This window comes from Pseudomonas sp. FP2309, assembly GCF_030687575.1.
Classification (GTDB): domain Bacteria; phylum Pseudomonadota; class Gammaproteobacteria; order Pseudomonadales; family Pseudomonadaceae; genus Aquipseudomonas.
The window spans coordinates 209646-224802 of record NZ_CP117439.1 but is presented as its reverse complement, the minus strand read 5'-3'; the positions used below and the strand labels follow the sequence as shown (position 1 = coordinate 224802).

Genomic DNA, 15157 nt, shown 5'->3' with positions numbered 1-15157 from the left:
GCGCAGGGGCGGTTACCCATGTGCACGTGCGAAGTCAGCCATAAAGTCGGTCAGCGCCTCGACTGCGGTTAACGAGACGGCGTTGTAGAGACTGGCGCGCAGGCCGCCGACGCTGGCGTGGCCTTTCAAGCCGTTGAGGCCGGCGTCTTCGGCGCGGCGCAGGAAGGTCTTCTCCAGCGTCGAATCCGCCAGCACGAACGGCACGTTGTTGATCGAGCGGTACGCCGGCTGCACCCGATTGCGGTAGAAACCGCCGCTCTCGTCAATGGCGCGATAGAGCCGGCGCGCCTTGGCCTGGTTACGCTCATGCAAGGCCGGCAGACCGCCGTTGTGCTTGATCCACTTGAGCGTCAGCCCGGTGAGGTACCAGGGAAACGTCGCCGGGGTATTGAGCATCGACTGCGCATCGCTGATGTGGGCGTAGTTGAGAATGTCCGGAGTGAAGGCATGGGAGCGCTCCAGTAATGCGGGGTCGACGATGACCACCGTCAACCCGGCCACCCCCATGTTTTTCTGCGCGGCGGCATACACCAGGTCATGCCGGGCGACGTCCATCGGCTTGGACAAAAGGCTTGAACAGGCATCACACACCAGCGGCGCGACGCTGTCGGGCGGGGCGATGAATTGCACGCCGTGGACTGTCTCATTCTCGGTGTAATGCAGGTAGGCGGCGTCAGGATTGAGGTGCCAGCTCGCTGCGTCAGGCACGCGGTCGAAGCCGGTCGCGCGGGCACTGGCCGCGATACGCACATCGCAATAACGCCGCGCCGCTTCAATCGCCTTACCCGACCAGAGGCCGGTGTGCAGGTAGTCCGCCGTGCCTTTGTCGCCCAATAGATTCATGGGCACCTGGGCGAACTGCAGCGAGGCGCCGCCTTGCAAAAACAGCACTTTGTACGCGTCCGGCACGCCGAGAATGTTGCGCAGGTCCTGCTCCGCCTGGCGGGCCACGTCCATGAACACACGGGAGCGATGGCTGATCTCCATCACCGACATACCGGTGCCAGCAAAATCAAAAAATTCTTCGTGTGCCTGGGTGAGCACTTCCAGCGGCACCGCCGTGGGGCCGGCGCTGAAGTTGTGGGATCTGGCCATCGTCGCGTAACTCCTGTTCAAGAACACTCGCATCGTGCGGGCTCGCCACGCGCCGGGGCCGGGTTGGCGAGGGCTGGATTCTACGGATAGACTGGCCTGCCATTACCGGCCAATTCCAAAGGATGGAGCAGACCACATGGCAAAAACCTTCGAGCTCGAAACCCTGAAAATGCGCCTCAACGACGTGGAGTTTCAGCTGCTGGACTTGCACCAGCGCATCCAGCGGGCGTTGCGCGCACTGATCCTCGACGGCGCCCTCGGCCCCGGCCTGAAACTGCCGGCCACGCGGGTGTTGGCAACGTCGCTGGGGTGCGCTCGCGACACCGTCGAGAACGCCTACGTGCAGTTGCATCGGGACGGGTTTATCGTGCGCCGCGAGGGTGCCGGCAGTTACGTCTGCGACACGGTCGGCGTCGAATTGCGCGGTGCCACACGCCGGCGCATCAAGGCCCAGGAAGTGCGCAGCAACGCCGCCGCACCCGGCGCCGAGCTGAGTCAGCGCGGGCGGATGATCTTCGAAACGGGCGGCGTCAGCGACCAGCAAGTCATCAAGGCCTTCGCCACCGGCTTGCCGGAAACCCGCAGTTTCCCCACGGATGTCTGGGAACGCCTGCAACGCCAGGTGATGAAGGACTATCGCGCCAACGTGCTCTTGCACGGCGACCCGCAAGGCGCCGAGCCGCTGCGCAAGGCGATTGCCACCTACTTGAACCTGGAACGCGGGGCCAAGTGTTCGCCCGATCAGGTGCTGGTGCTGAGCAGCACGCGCCAGGCCTTGTACCTCTGCGCGCAGTTGCTGGTGGATGCCGGCAAACCGATCCTGCTGGAAAACCCTGGCTATTACGGCGCACGCAAAGCCTTCGAGATCGCTGAAGCCAAGGTGCTGCCCATCGATGTCGATGAACGCGGCATCCGCACCGACCTGCTGTACGCCGACCGCAGCGGCGCCAACTGCGTGTACGTCACACCGTCGCACCAATACCCCACCGGCGTGACGCTGCCGCTGGAACGGCGCCTCGAGTTGATCAACTGGGCGGCAGAAAAAGGCAAGTGGCTGATCGAGGACGACTACGACAGCGAGTTCCATTACGACGGACAACCCACCGCCTGCGTGCAGGGGCTGGACAAGTATCAGCGCACGCTCTACATCGGCACGTTCAGCAAGACGCTCTATCCCGGCTTGCGCATGGGCTACATGGTGCTGCCCCACGAACTGGTCAAGCCCTTTGCCTATGCGCGCAGCATGATGGACGGGCATACGCCGCAAGTGCTGCAACTGACCCTGGCGCGGTTTATGGAAGACGGCCATTACAACGCCCACGTGCGCGCCATGCGCAAGCTGTATGCCGGGCGCCGCTCGATCATGCATGACGCCATTGGCAAGTACCTGGGCGAGGTCGTCACTGCCCAGTTGCCGCCGGGCGGGTTGCAGATTCCGTGTCTGCTGAAAGCGGGCTGGAGCGAAGAAAAAACCATCCGCCAAGCGGCCACCGCCGGCGTGCAATTGTCCGGACTCAGCAAGCTGTACGCAGGCGAACCGCAGCAATACGGCTGGCTGCTGGGCTACTCATCGTTGACCGCGTATGAAATCGAAGCCGCCATGCTGCGCCTGGCCAATGCGCTGAAGATCTAGAGGCAGCCGCTCAGTAAGGAAGCTTGAAACGCTTGGTCAGGTCGCCGATGCCTTCGCGAATGGAACGCTCGGTGCGACTGTCGAGGGCTCCGCTGCGCACACCGCCGAGCATGGCGAGAATCATGTCGCCGATCTCGCGAAATTCATCCACACCCATGCCCCGCGACGTGCAGGCCGCGCTGCCGATACGAATGCCGGAGGTAACGCTGGGTTTGACCTCGTCGCCCGGCACGATATTTTTGTTCACGGTAATCCCGATCGCTTCCAGCGCCTGTTCGGCGACATTGCCGACCAGGCCCCAAGGCCGCAGGTCAATCACGCCAAGGTGACAATCGGTGCCGCCCGAGACCACCGACAACCCGCCTTCGGCCAAGCGCCCGCACAAGGCCTGGGCGTTCGCAATCACCGCATGCGCGTAGGTGCTGAACGCCGGTTGCAGGGCTTCGCCGAGCGCCACGGCCTTGGCCGCCAGCGTGTGCATCAGCGGTGCGCCTTGCAGGCCGGGAAACACCGCCGCATTGATTTTCTGCGCAATGCCCGGCTCGTTGCACAGGATCATCCCGCCGCGCGGCCCGCGCAGTGTGGTGTGGGTGCTGATGGTGGTGACGTGGGCGAACGGCACCGGCGACGGGTACGCACCGCCCGCTACCAGTCCGGCGACGTGGGCAATGTCGGCCATCAGGAAGGCCCCCACTTCGTCGGCAATTGCGCGAAAGCGCGCGAAGTCCAGCGCCCGCGAATAGGCCGAAGCGCCGACGATGATCAATCGCGGGCGTTCCTGGCGGGCCATCTGCTCGACCTGGTCCATGTCGACCCGATGGGTCAGCGGATGCACGCCGTAACTGAGGGCCTGAAACCAGCGCCCGGACATATTGAACGCCGCGCCGTGGGACAGGTGCCCGCCGGACTTGAGGTCCAGGCCGAGGATCTTGTCGCCCGGTGCCAGCAGCGCCAGAAACACCGCCTGATTGGCCTGGCTGCCCGAGTGGGGTTGCAGGTTGGCGTAGGCACAATTGAACAATCGCCGGGCGCGCTCGTTGGCCAGCTCTTCTATCGCGTCGACGTTGCAGCAGCCGGCGTAATAACGGCGCCCCGGATACCCTTCGGCATGCTTGTTGGTAAGTACCGAGCCCTGAGCCTCAAGCACTGCACGGCTGACGAAATTCTCGGCAGCAATCAGCTCGATTGACTGCATCTGGCGCTGGCGCTCGGCGTCGATGGCACGCCACACATCCCCGTCCGCCTGGGCCAGTGCGACGCCACTGAGCACCGGCAGCGCGTGCCCGTCTCGATAAGCGAAATGCGGCATGGTCACTCCCTGTGAAAACGTCGATTGGAAAACGGCGTTTACCCTAGCGGCCCCCGGCCCGCGCCGATATACCAGTTTGCGCCAGCGTTGCAGACCACTGTGCGGCGCGGCGCCACGGCGCGAGACCAGTAGCGCTGCAAAGTGGTCTGGTGAACCTTTGAACATTGGACTATCCCGCAAGACCAACGCCTCACTAAGCTCTGCGCCGGTTTTGTCACCCCCATTCCACAGGTTCCGCCATGACGTCTTTTCGTATCGGACTGCTGCCGCAGGTCGCAGCCGCGCACTTTGTCAGTCATCTGCACATCATGGTGCTGGCGGCGTTGTTTCCGCTCCTCCCGGCTTTTTTCGACGTCGATTACCTGCAGTTGGGCCTGGCCTTGAGCCTGTTCAACATCGTCACCGCGCTGGTGCAGGCGCCGATGGGATTTGCCGTGGACCGCTTTGGCGCACGCCGCCTGCTGTTAGCCGCGCTGGCAGTGGGCAGTGGCAGTTTCCTGTTGATTGCGCTCGTGCCCAGCTACCTTTGCCTGCTGATCGGCATGGCGTTGGCCGGCGTCGCCAACGCGGTTTACCACCCGGCCGACTATGCCCTGCTGTCCCGCCATAGTGACCCTGCCCACATTGGCAAAGCGTTCTCTGTACACACCTTTGCCGGCTTCCTCGGCGCCGCCGTGGCCCCGGTGTTTTTGTTGAGCATCGCCGTGGCGAGCACGCCGGCCATGGCGTTTGCCGCCGCCGCAGGCGTAGGGTTTGTCGCGCTGGCGGTGTTGTCGATACCTGGCGCTGCACTGGCCCAACGCAATTATGTGTCGCCAGCGACCGACCCGGAGCCCCTCGAGACGCGTCGGCGCTCGTTGCTTTCGCCCTTGGTGCTGAGCCTGACGTTGTTGTTCGTGCTGCTGAACCTGAGCACCGGCGCAATTGAAAAATTCTCGGTCGCTGCCCTTATGCAAGGCCAGGGCGTGGCCTTGACCTGGGCCAACTCGGCACTCACCGCGTTCCTGTTTGCCAGCGCCTTTGGCGTGCTGGCAGGCGGCGCACTGGCGGACCGCACCCGCCGCCATGGCGTGGTGGCCGCCAGCGCGTTTGCCGTGGCCAGCGGGTTGATACTGTTGGTCGCCACGGCGCACTTGAGCGAGCTGGCACTGCTGCTGGTACTCGGTGTCGCGGGTTTCCTGACCGGGGTGATCGCGCCGTCCCGCGACATGCTGGTGCGCGCAGCGTCGCCGAAAGGCGCGGAAGGCAGGACCTTCGGCATTGTCTCCAGCGGCTTCAATATCGGCGGCATCCTCGGCCCGGTCGGGTTCGCCTGGCTACTCGACCAAGGCCACCCCAACTCGATTTTCTGGGCCAGTGCTGCCTTTATGGGCCTGACGGTCGCGCTGACCCTGATGCAGGAACGGCACCTGGCCAAAGCCCGGAAAATGCCCGCATTACACGCGCAATTCAGCTGACCTGGAGCAATAACCCCGGCGCTTTTTTGCCGCAGACTTGAAGGGCAACGTCCCGCATTTATTACGCCGCAACCCGCTTGTGCGGCCCCGTCATGTTTGCAAAGGACTGCACTGTTAACCCGAACACCAATAGTTGTTTCCTTGGAGTTAAAACATGGACCGTTTGAATTGTGGTACCGATGACGTGGTAAAAAACATGCTCGCCAAGTTGTCCGGGCTCTGGAAAACCCGCGCTGCCGTGAACAATCCGCAACCGGATTACTGGGGCCTGGCCTTTGACCCGAACAAGCAGGATTTCAGCCTGTCGCTGCTGCCGTTCCGTCATCACCAGGCCTGGCTCGAAGCACCGCAGGACCTGCAATCCAAGTGCCTGTCCTACGCGTGGGGCATCTACAACCTCAAGACGATCTACATCGAATGCGACGTGGTGGTGCCCGCCTGCGAGGACATCATCAAGACCCCGCCACACAGCCAGAATCGCGCCCTGCTGCAGGACGTGATGTCCCAGGCACTGCTCGACGAAGCCCTGCACACGCGCATGTCGATCATGGCCTGCAACTACATCTACGACATGCGCAAACTGACTCCGCTGGATTTCAGCGCGTTCAACCTGGTGACCTGGCGCGAAGCCCTGCTGGCCAACTGCACGGCCGAATGGGAACGTCGCCTGACCCGTTTTGGTGTGGCCTGCGCGAGCGAAACGCTGATCACCGATTACCTCAAGACCATGGCCGAGGACACCAGCATCCAGGCGGTGTGCCACGAGGTCACACGCACCCACGCCATCGATGAATGGAGCCATTCCAGCGTGTTCAGTTTTGTCGCCTCCGACATCGTTCATGGCCTGAGCCGCACCGAGCGCGAGTACCTGCGCTCGATCATCCTGCGCACCGTGCAGATGTTCGCCAACAACGAAATGGGCGCGTGGGCCAAGGTGTTCTCGATGCTGCAGATGCCGCATGCCAGCGAGATCCAGCACGACGTGGGCGATAACAACGAAATCAGCGTATACACCGACTCGCTCCAGGCCCTGATCGACCGTATCGGCCTGACCGGCAAAGGCCTGAGCAGCGCCGAACACGCCATCGAAACCTTGAGCGAGAAGGCCCGCGCATGAACGCCATGACCCCACTGCAGGCCCGTTGCGAACGCGTGACCATTGAAACCGCTGCGATCAACGTCTTCAGCCTGCGCGTCGCGGGCGCCCACGCCGAGTTCCTCGACCGCCTGGAACCCGGCAAGCACGTGGCGCTGCGCTTTCCGGACACTACGGGCATGCCGCAGCAACGGCTGTATTCGATCACTCGCAGGCAAGGCGCCGACGGGTTCGAAATTGCGGTCAAGCGCGAAGGCCATGGCGGGGTCTCGGACCAGTTGCACGCTACCTTGCAGGAGGGCTCGCAGGTCGCGGTGGAGTTTGTGGCCGGGGACATCAGCCTGGCGTCGATCAGCGGCTGCAAGCACGTCGGCATGCTTGCCGGCGGCATCGGCATCACCTTGCCAATCGCCTTGCTGCGCGGCCTGCAGGAACGCGCACGACGCGGCCTGGCGGTGCCCGAGGTGAGCCTGCTGTTGTGTTTGCCGACGGTGGCCGACATTCCCTTCCTGCATGAGTTGCTGGACCTGGAACTGAACACCCGCTGGTTTTCGCTGCAGGTCTTCATTACCCGCGAAGCGGTGCGCAGCAACGGCCATTTCAGGGCCGGCCGCCCCGCCGCCACCGACCTGAACCTGCTGGGTAACCCGGACACGGTGGTGATCTGCGGCAGTCATCGTTTTGCCCAAGGCTTACGCGACCAGACGCTGGCGCTGTTTCCGGACAGCCAATTGCTGATCGAATCCTTCACCCCGCCGGTCATGGCCGCGCAGGCGCAACCTGCGATCAGCGATGCGCTGCGTCTGCACATCAGCCACACCGACGAGGTGCTGGAACTGACCGCCGGCAAGAGTCTGCTGGAGATGCTCGAATCCAGCGGCATTGCAGTGCGCAGCCTGTGCCGCGCCGGGATCTGCGGCCACTGTCGGATCAGAGTGTCCGAGGGCCAATACACCCTGGAGCCCGACTTTTGCCTGACCGATAAGGACAAGGGCGAAGGCTTTGCATTGGCCTGCTGCACCTTCCCGCAATCGGGGACGATCAAGGTCGACCTCAACCCCACGGCATAAACCGTCATGCCTTTTATTTCAATCGCTGAGTGTTTCCATGAAAACTGCTATTGCACTGCGCCATATTCATTTTGAAGACGTGGGTACCCTGGATGTGGTGCTGGCCGATGAAGGCTACACCCTGATTTACCTCGACCCCACCGTGGACACCATCTATAGCGAGCAGGTGCTGCAGGCCGATTTGCTGATCGTGCTCGGCGGCCCGATTGGCGCGTATGACGAGGACCTTTACCCGTTTCTGCACGACGAACTGGAGCTGGTGCGCCAGCGCGTGGCGTCCGGCAAACCGTTGTTGGGCATTTGCCTGGGCGCACAGCTGATCGCCCGCGCCATGCATGCCAAGGTCTACCCGATGGGCGTCAAGGAGATCGGTTTTTCCGCGTTGACCTTGACTCCGGCCGGCCAGGACTCACCGCTCGCCGCGCTGATGAACACGCCCGTGTTGCACTGGCACGGCGACCAGTTCGATGTGCCCGAAGGTGCCCTATTGCTGGCCAGCACACCAGTGGGCGCCCACCAGGCGTTTGCCGTGGGCCGCACGATTCTGGGCCTGCAGTTTCATCTCGAAGCCAACACCACCAACATCGAACAGTGGCTGGTTGGCCACGCCAGCGAACTCGCCCACGCCGACATCGACGTCGTCGCACTGCGCGCCACGGCCGCTGGCCTGGGCGATCGCCTGACCCGCGCCGCCGGCAACGTGATGCGCGCCTGGCTGAACAACCTGGGCCCCCGTTAACCCACTGGCGGCGGGCAACCGCCGCCGTTTAAGACCACCTGAAAAAAAACCGTCAAGGATGAGGAGTCAAACATGATCGTCGTGTTATTCGAATTGCAGGCACTGCCCGGTCAGGGCGAGACCTATGTGGACCTGGTCAATAAGCTGACCCCGTTGCTGGAACCCATGGACGGGTTTATCTCCGTCGAGTGTTTTCAGAGCACGCTGAACCCCAAGAAGGTGATGTCGGTGACCACCTGGCGCGACGAGGAAGCCGTGGTGCAGTGGCGCAACGTCACCGCGCACCTGTCTGCACAACGCGCCGGGCGCGACAAGATATTCGACGATTACCGCGTTCGCGTGACTTCGGTCATTCGTGATTACGGCCTGCGGGATCGTGAGCAAGCGCCGTATAACGTCGTTGTGGATGGCGCACACGCCACGGCGTAACGCCACGCTGATCGTTCTCGCGCAGCTTGGGAACGATCATGAGTGGGACGCTGGAGGGCTGTCGCAGAGCGCGCGTTGCCGTAGAACGCGCACTCTTGAACACTCACAGGAATGAAACCCATACCAGGTGAAAAAACCAGGAAGAGGCTTGTGTATCACCCCTTCTGCGCGAACCGCCGCCGTTTTAGGAACAACCCCACCCCCAATGCAACGGCAAAGATCGACAGCAACCCCAGGTCAAGCCCAAACAAGCGGATGTGGCTCGCCGCAACGCAGCCGAGCGCCCCCATCGCCACCAGCAGTCCCCCTAACCACTTGCGAAGCGGGTACGACTTAAGAAACCGATCGAGCAGAAAGAACAGCACCAGAGCAGCGACCAGTTGGGTAATGTCAGACACGGGTTTCTCCCCTCAGGTCTTGATGATCATTGTCGAGGCGGTACGTTGCGGGCCAATACCGCCGCTCACCTGCGCCTCGATGCTCACCAGTATGTCGCCTGCATGATAGGTGGGCAGGGTTTCATTCACGTACATGCGCACACCGGCGCCGACGGGGACACCCACGTAGGGGGAGGCAACGTAAGAGGTGGCGCCCGCGAGCGCCGAGGCCAAAGGCGGGGATTGTCTAGAAGGCGCGTGCTGGATTCAAATCATTTCACCTGGCTGGCAAGGTGCATTGCACGGCGTAAGGTGCTGACGGACATAGTAATTGTCGAATTCACTGCTTTCGACAAATACGAAGCCATGGCGGGTGTAAAAACGATTTGCGGCACTTTCTTTGAGGGCACCTACTGTGATCGGCAGTGCAGCTGCATCCGCTGCTTCGAAAATCTGAGCGAGTACAGCCGAGCCGATCCCCGAACCCTGCGCGCTCGGCCTTACGTATAGGTGCTCGAGTACAAGCTCAGTGGGGTGGTGCTTGACCACTACAAAGCCAACTCGCTCTCCAGAAACCTCAACGTAACGTGTGTTGTGAGCTTCAAAGCCACCGGCAAACCGCTCGCGCGCCCGTACTGGATCAAACCGCCCGACGCGCTCCAGACTTTCGCGCATGGCCTCAATTCGAATGGCAACAAGATCGTTCAGGTCGCGTTGCTGAGCGCGGACTAGCGTCACTGGCGAGTGTGGATTGGGTTTGATCGGCATATTGAATCGGTCCTGAGTTCGTAGATGCGCACACTTCAATTTTGACGAAGCGTTTTTACACACTCTGGGCCATCAGAAGCGGTCATTCCGGAAGAAAAATAAATCTGTCACCGTTTCAGTCACCTTTTCACCGTTGCGCTTGACCCTATTCCCTCCTTGCGGCCACATACGCGTACTGATCCAAAAACAAGGAAGACTCTCACATGCCCCGCCTGGTTTGGCTGCGTGACCATATGCAACACAGCGACACCCTGGCGCAGTGGCTGCATCAGCAGTTCGCATACGAGTTTGTTGAGCAGCCATTGGCCGATTGGCAACGCGAATTCGCGGAAGGCCAGGGCAACGGTGATTGGCAATGTCTGATCGCCCTAGAGAATGACCAGCTACTTGGCGGCGCTGCACTTGCCGCCAACGACTTGCCCGAGCGCCCGGAGCTTGGGCCCTGGCTAGCCTGCGTCTTTATCGCCCCGCAGGCAAGGAAGCGAGGGTTGGCGGAACAATTGATAGAAGGCATCTGCGACGCCGCAAAGGCAAACGGCACCACGCGGTTGTACTTGCACACCTACGATCGCAGCGACTACTACGCCAAGCGTGGATGGCAGGTGCAGGAGTTTTTTCGGGCGTGGGGTAAGGAGCAGCGATTGATGCTGCGGGATCTTTGAACTCGCTCAGGTTTGCAGCATATGTATGGAGAGCAAACGCCTGGGAGCGCGGATGTTCGCAATAGGAACGAAAGGCCAGAAGCTGCTAATTCAGGAATGTCCGCCGCCAAAAGCAGTCATTGATAGATCCTATATGGCGGTCATTTAAGATTTGCGCCTTTACGCGTTAGTGATCTGCGCTCTAGCGCACTAACAGGGCTTTAGCTTTTCGATCTGCGCAGTGGAGTGCCAGAAAGGAAATCCAAATTTTATTTGGCCGGCGAAGTGTATGACTACGCCAGCTATATACTTGAAGTTGATGATCTTTATGTTTGCCATGAGACGTCATGCGCGACGGAGAGCGCTTTAAGTAATTGCTTTAGGGAATAAGCTTAACAGCCTTCGGCAGGAAGCTACTCATTAGCCTGCATCAGTTCCAGAGTGATATGATCTGGCCCTGTCACATATACAACTAGCGTTCCCTTGCGTGGGCCTGCGGGAATCGCTTGAGGCTTGCCTCTTGCTTTCCAGCCTGCTTGCTCAATGCGTTCGAGTACGGCGTATATGTCTTGCACTCTCAATGCCAAATGCGCTGAACCAATCGCTGATGCCGTAGGTGGAGTGATACCGTGGCGGTCACCCTGCGAATATTCCAGCAACTCTACTCGGCTGCCATCCGGGCCTTTGACTATCGCCGTTCGCACGCTCGGATCGGCGGTGCCGGTTACTTGCAAAATAAATGATCCGCCCATTTCCGACTGACGCTCAAGAGTGAACCCAAGTCCAATTGTCCAGAAGCGAATGGCTTCTTCCAATGAACTGACTGCGAAGCCAATATGATCGACGGCATGCACCATGTGGTTAGAATTCATCAAATGATCCTTTAAAGGTTCACGGGCCAAATAGGGAGGTGAGCTTGCGCATCCAGCTGTTACGGCCAAAACACAGAAAATAAATGTGTGAGGGGTACGCATAATCAGGTCAATTCAAGAGAAGCAACATTTGCGATTTTTAGACATTGAGTATTCCTCTGACCGGTCTTATTCTCCATTAGGCATTCAGGATATGGCTACCTCGGATATGACATTGGATAACGTAAACCAGCCATGAACCGCGCGCTTATGCCACTGTTGGCGATAGAGCAACGCGACCGGGCGATCCGCGAAACGGCGCCCCACACTCATACGACAGGCCAACTAATCGCAAGCCTTGCCGGCCTGCTTTCCGTCAGCACTGACGGCGGCTCATGGGTAGTGCCGGCTACCCATGCCATTTGGATACCTCCGCGTGTCGCACACGCGATGATGTCACATGGCGCTTTTGCAGGAGCGATGGTCTATATCGCGGAGCAAGAGTGCGGGATCCTGCATCAAATGCCATGCACATTCAGGGTCAGCCGTTTGCTGCGCGAAGCGGTAAGCCGAGCTGCGTCGTGGGGACAACCACCCCGCAACGAAATGGAGTCGCGGGTTGCAGCAGTCATCTTGGATGAAATTGCTACCTCACCCGCTGAACCCATCGGTCTGACGCACCCCAATGACCCGCGCTTGAGGCGTATCACCGATGCGATACTTGCTCAGCTTGATGACAATAGATCACTTGAGGATTGGGCTGCTTGGTCAGGTATGGGATCTAGAACACTGACCCGGCGTTTGGTCGCTGAAACCGGTTTTAGTTTTTCTGAATGGCGACAACGTGCACGCACGTTGCGCGCTATTCAACTATTGGTCGACGGGATGTCAGTGACGACAACGGCGATTGAGCTTGGCTACGAAAATATTAGTGCGTTCATTGCCATGTTCCGTCGGATAATGGGTGTTACGCCAGGACAATATGTGCGAGCGCAGACATTGATTAGCAAAGAGGCAATGTCTAGATCAAGTTGATGGGTGTAAGAACCGCTGTACCATCCAACCCGATCCTGCACGCTACAGGCTAGACCTTCAACCATGCGCCGGAACAGATGAAGAAAGAAATGCCAGCCACTTCAGGAGTCGCCAGAGCATCAGTTTTTTTAACTGGTGGGGCACTCACGCTGCACTCAGCTGGCGCTTGTAACTTCAACCGTGCTAGTTGCGTATTCCCCCCCCCCAATTCCATCATAAGCGCTCTACGAGCTGTTCGTTAGTGCATTGGCTCAGGCATAACGTTAGTGTACGCGAAGTCCATGCTTCGCCTAATTGTGCGGCGCCAAGTGCTAAGGTGCTTTTGTAGAGAGCGCTGCGCGCACCACGCGATAGCCTTGTGTACCCCGCAATGATGTCCATTGGGAAAAGAGAACAGATTTATTTCTCTGTTCTAAACGTCCGCTTCCGGCCAAAAGCGGTCAGTCGCGACCGGTATAGAACGGCTAATAGCTGGGGCTCTCGAGTATACGTATTGAAATGCCAATATCGAAGTCACCTGAATCTGCCTCGCTCGCTGGCTCTCTATCTGTATGCTCTTTCGCACCGACACGTGCAGCCATCCTGCCGCTTTTCCGATAGATAGGTATATAGCTGCCCTTCAAGACGAAGACTAATCGGCTAGGTCATCAAAGCGTCCGCGTAACGGCAGGCAGTTATGGTGATCGAAGTCATTCAGCCCTGTCGGAACCTTGCCCCCATTCACCACCGTCTTTGAGTTTATCAATCAGAAAATCTACAAAAACGCGCAGCTTTGGAACGGCAAATTTGCTCGGTAAAAAAATCGCATGAATGCTGTTGCCGAAAGTCCCCTCTACAATGTACTTGGGCAAAATGACGCTGAGACTGCCCGTGCGCAGATCCTCGGCAATAGAGAACGTTGGTAGCAAGCCTATGCCGACACCTGCCAGAGCTGCCTGCCTCACGGACTCACTGCTGTTCACGCAGAAGCGACCTGCTACGTGCACTTCGGTCTTCTCGCCGTCGCGTAAAAACCGCCAAGTTACATTCCGAGCCAAACCGTTGATCAAGCAATTATGCGCTGCCAAATCACCCAGCGTGGTAATTGGTGGGTGACTGCTTAAATAACTGGGTGTCGCGCATAGCACGTAATCGAGCCCAGCCAAACGTCGGGCTACAAAGCTGTCAACGGGAGTGCTGGTCAGTCGTATCGCGATGTCGAACCCCTCTTCGACAATGTCGACATAGCGGTCGCTCAAGGAAAGCGTAACGCTGATGTCAGGGTAAGCGTTCAGAAATTGCCCGATCAAGTTGCTCAAGTGGAGATTGCCAAAGGCAACCGACGTCGTCACCCGCAGATGCCCCCGGGGGGCTGACTGCAAGCTTTCGACGGAACTGAGTAACGAATTTGTTTCGTCGGTAATCCGGAGACCATGCTGATAGACAAGCTCTCCTGTTTCCGTGAGAGCGAGGCTACGAGTGGTACGGTTCAATAATTTGGCTCCCAGGGTTTCCTCGAGCCGGCGCATTTGTTTGCTCACGGTTGACTTGGTCGATCCGAAGAAACGTGCAGCTTTAGAGAAGCTTTTGAGCTCAACAACTTTAACAAAAACAAAAACATCCGAAATATTATCCGAAAAATTTTCCATTGTTTCTCCAGAGGATACAGCCTTGTTCTTTTTCAGCGTATTGTGCTAAACGGCTGAGTTAAATACTTTGAACTCTCTATCGCTTTAGCCCAGGAGAATTCATGAAAACCCTAACCAGAAGTTTTAACATAGTCTTGCCGGCCACTCTACTACCCCTGCTCTTCATTGTCATGTGGAGTTCAGGTTATGTCGTTGGCAAAGTTGCACTCCCCTTTGTCGGTCCCTACACCCTGATTTTCATTCGTTTTGCCAGCGCGGCTTTGGTTCTGCTGGCAGTGGCGCTATTGACTAAAGCGCCATGGCCAAAAACGCGTGCTCAATTCGGTCACATAGTCGTTGTTGGTCTTCTAATTCAGGCGCTCCAGTTTGCTGGCCTATATATGGGCTTGGACCTGGGCGTATCAGCTGCTGTTGCTGCACTGATCGTCGGCACAATGCCGGTATTTACAGCACTGGGTGCCACTCGTTTCCTCAATGAAAAGGTCAGCCGTATTGAGTGGCTCGGCCTGATTGGTGGTTTGTTCGGTGTCGCACTGGTTGTCTATGAACAGCTTGGCGCCAGCGCAACGGCCAGCCTGACCGGTTACCTATGTGTGGTTCTAGCGCTGATCGGCATCACAACAGGCAGCCTATATCAGAAAAAGTACTGCTCTAGTATGGATTTGCGCACTGGCGGGTTTATCCAACTAGCCACTGCATCTTTTGTAATGTTCTTTTTTGCCGAGCATTTTGAAAATATGGCCGTTCAGTGGACGCCAACCATGATCTTTGCTTCAGGGTGGTTGTCACTGGTCAACTCTATTGGCGCCATCAGTATCCTCTACGTCCTAATGCGCAAAGGCGAAGCAAGTAAAGTTGCTGGACTGTTCCACTTAATTCCAGCCGTTACAGCGTTAATGGGGTTTGCTTTCCTAGGTGAATCTTTCAGTGCAATTAACGCAGTCGGATTCGCGATTACCGCATTGGCTGTATATGCGTGCACCCATGCCAAGAAGTGATGTCCTCTCCCACCAATGAAGTTCCAATCTT

At 58.7% G+C, this 15157-nt stretch carries 16 protein-coding genes; 9 read left to right on the top strand and 7 right to left on the bottom strand.

Going from position 1 to position 15157, the window contains the following annotated elements:
• Positions 1–12: 12 nt before the first annotated feature.
• A complete protein-coding gene (gene serC / locus PSH59_RS00995; protein ID WP_305394084.1) occupies positions 13–1095 on the bottom strand; it encodes a 3-phosphoserine/phosphohydroxythreonine transaminase in 1083 nt (360 codons plus the stop codon).
• A gap of 136 nt (positions 1096–1231) precedes the next feature.
• Here serC and PSH59_RS00990 point away from each other — a divergent pair, with 136 nt between their 5' ends.
• Positions 1232–2728 carry a PLP-dependent aminotransferase family protein gene (locus tag PSH59_RS00990; RefSeq protein ID WP_248082924.1) on the top strand — a complete coding sequence of 499 codons (1497 nt, stop codon included), beginning with the start codon at positions 1232–1234 and terminating at the stop codon, positions 2726–2728.
• Between the two features lie 10 nt (positions 2729–2738).
• On the opposite strand, the gene PSH59_RS00985 is transcribed toward PSH59_RS00990, so the two are convergent.
• Positions 2739–4037, bottom strand: coding sequence for a serine hydroxymethyltransferase (locus PSH59_RS00985; RefSeq protein ID WP_248082922.1), 1299 nt, complete (start codon positions 4035–4037; stop codon positions 2739–2741).
• Between the two features lie 239 nt (positions 4038–4276).
• On the opposite strand from PSH59_RS00985, the gene PSH59_RS00980 reads away from it, so the two are divergent.
• The 5 genes from PSH59_RS00980 (at position 4277) to PSH59_RS00960 (ending at position 8828) form a co-directional block, all read left to right on the top strand.
• On the top strand, positions 4277–5494 hold the full coding sequence (locus PSH59_RS00980) for an MFS transporter (RefSeq protein ID WP_305394083.1): 1218 nt from the start codon (positions 4277–4279) through the stop codon (positions 5492–5494).
• Positions 5495–5648: 154 nt separating this feature from the next.
• The gene (locus tag PSH59_RS00975; protein ID WP_248082918.1) at positions 5649–6611 is read left to right on the top strand and encodes a diiron oxygenase; all 963 of its coding nucleotides are present in this window, start codon (positions 5649–5651) and stop codon (positions 6609–6611) included.
• Complete coding sequence (locus PSH59_RS00970; RefSeq protein WP_305394082.1) at positions 6608–7660, top strand: 2Fe-2S iron-sulfur cluster-binding protein; 1053 nt, start codon at positions 6608–6610, stop codon at positions 7658–7660. The genes PSH59_RS00975 and PSH59_RS00970 overlap by 4 nt, the downstream gene beginning before the upstream one ends.
• Before the next feature lie 37 nt (positions 7661–7697).
• Positions 7698–8399: a glutamine amidotransferase gene (locus tag PSH59_RS00965; protein WP_248082914.1), complete on the top strand. Its 702-nt coding sequence runs from the start codon at positions 7698–7700 to the stop codon at positions 8397–8399.
• A 72-nt stretch (positions 8400–8471) separates the two neighbouring features.
• Positions 8472–8828, top strand: a complete 357-nt coding sequence (locus PSH59_RS00960; protein WP_065880860.1) for an antibiotic biosynthesis monooxygenase — start codon at positions 8472–8474, stop codon at positions 8826–8828.
• A 155-nt stretch (positions 8829–8983) separates the two neighbouring features.
• Here PSH59_RS00960 and PSH59_RS00955 read toward each other — a convergent pair whose 3' ends face one another.
• The 3 genes from PSH59_RS00955 to PSH59_RS00945 form a co-directional block, all read right to left on the bottom strand.
• Positions 8984–9226 carry a hypothetical protein gene (locus PSH59_RS00955; RefSeq protein WP_305394081.1) on the bottom strand — a complete coding sequence of 81 codons (243 nt, stop codon included), beginning with the start codon at positions 9224–9226 and terminating at the stop codon, positions 8984–8986.
• A gap of 12 nt (positions 9227–9238) precedes the next feature.
• On the bottom strand, positions 9239–9361 hold the full coding sequence (locus PSH59_RS00950; protein WP_305395334.1) for a hypothetical protein: 123 nt from the start codon (positions 9359–9361) through the stop codon (positions 9239–9241).
• A gap of 111 nt (positions 9362–9472) precedes the next feature.
• Complete coding sequence (locus PSH59_RS00945; RefSeq protein ID WP_305394080.1) at positions 9473–9973, bottom strand: N-acetyltransferase; 501 nt, start codon at positions 9971–9973, stop codon at positions 9473–9475.
• 203 nt (positions 9974–10176) lie between these two features.
• Here PSH59_RS00945 and PSH59_RS00940 point away from each other — a divergent pair, with 203 nt between their 5' ends.
• A complete protein-coding gene (locus PSH59_RS00940) occupies positions 10177–10635 on the top strand; it encodes a GNAT family N-acetyltransferase (protein WP_305394079.1) in 459 nt (152 codons plus the stop codon).
• A gap of 392 nt (positions 10636–11027) precedes the next feature.
• Here PSH59_RS00940 and PSH59_RS00935 read toward each other — a convergent pair whose 3' ends face one another.
• Positions 11028–11486, bottom strand: coding sequence for a VOC family protein (locus tag PSH59_RS00935; protein ID WP_056840931.1), 459 nt, complete (start codon positions 11484–11486; stop codon positions 11028–11030).
• A gap of 234 nt (positions 11487–11720) precedes the next feature.
• On the opposite strand from PSH59_RS00935, the gene PSH59_RS00930 reads away from it, so the two are divergent.
• Complete coding sequence (locus PSH59_RS00930) at positions 11721–12500, top strand: helix-turn-helix domain-containing protein (protein WP_305394078.1); 780 nt, start codon at positions 11721–11723, stop codon at positions 12498–12500.
• 689 nt (positions 12501–13189) lie between these two features.
• Here the strand turns inward: PSH59_RS00930 and PSH59_RS00925 are convergent.
• Complete coding sequence (locus tag PSH59_RS00925) at positions 13190–14128, bottom strand: LysR family transcriptional regulator (RefSeq protein ID WP_305394077.1); 939 nt, start codon at positions 14126–14128, stop codon at positions 13190–13192.
• A gap of 101 nt (positions 14129–14229) precedes the next feature.
• Between PSH59_RS00925 and PSH59_RS00920 the strand changes: the two genes are divergently transcribed.
• Positions 14230–15126, top strand: a complete 897-nt coding sequence (locus tag PSH59_RS00920) for a DMT family transporter (protein WP_305394076.1) — start codon at positions 14230–14232, stop codon at positions 15124–15126.
• The last annotated feature ends 31 nt before the right edge of the window (positions 15127–15157 follow it).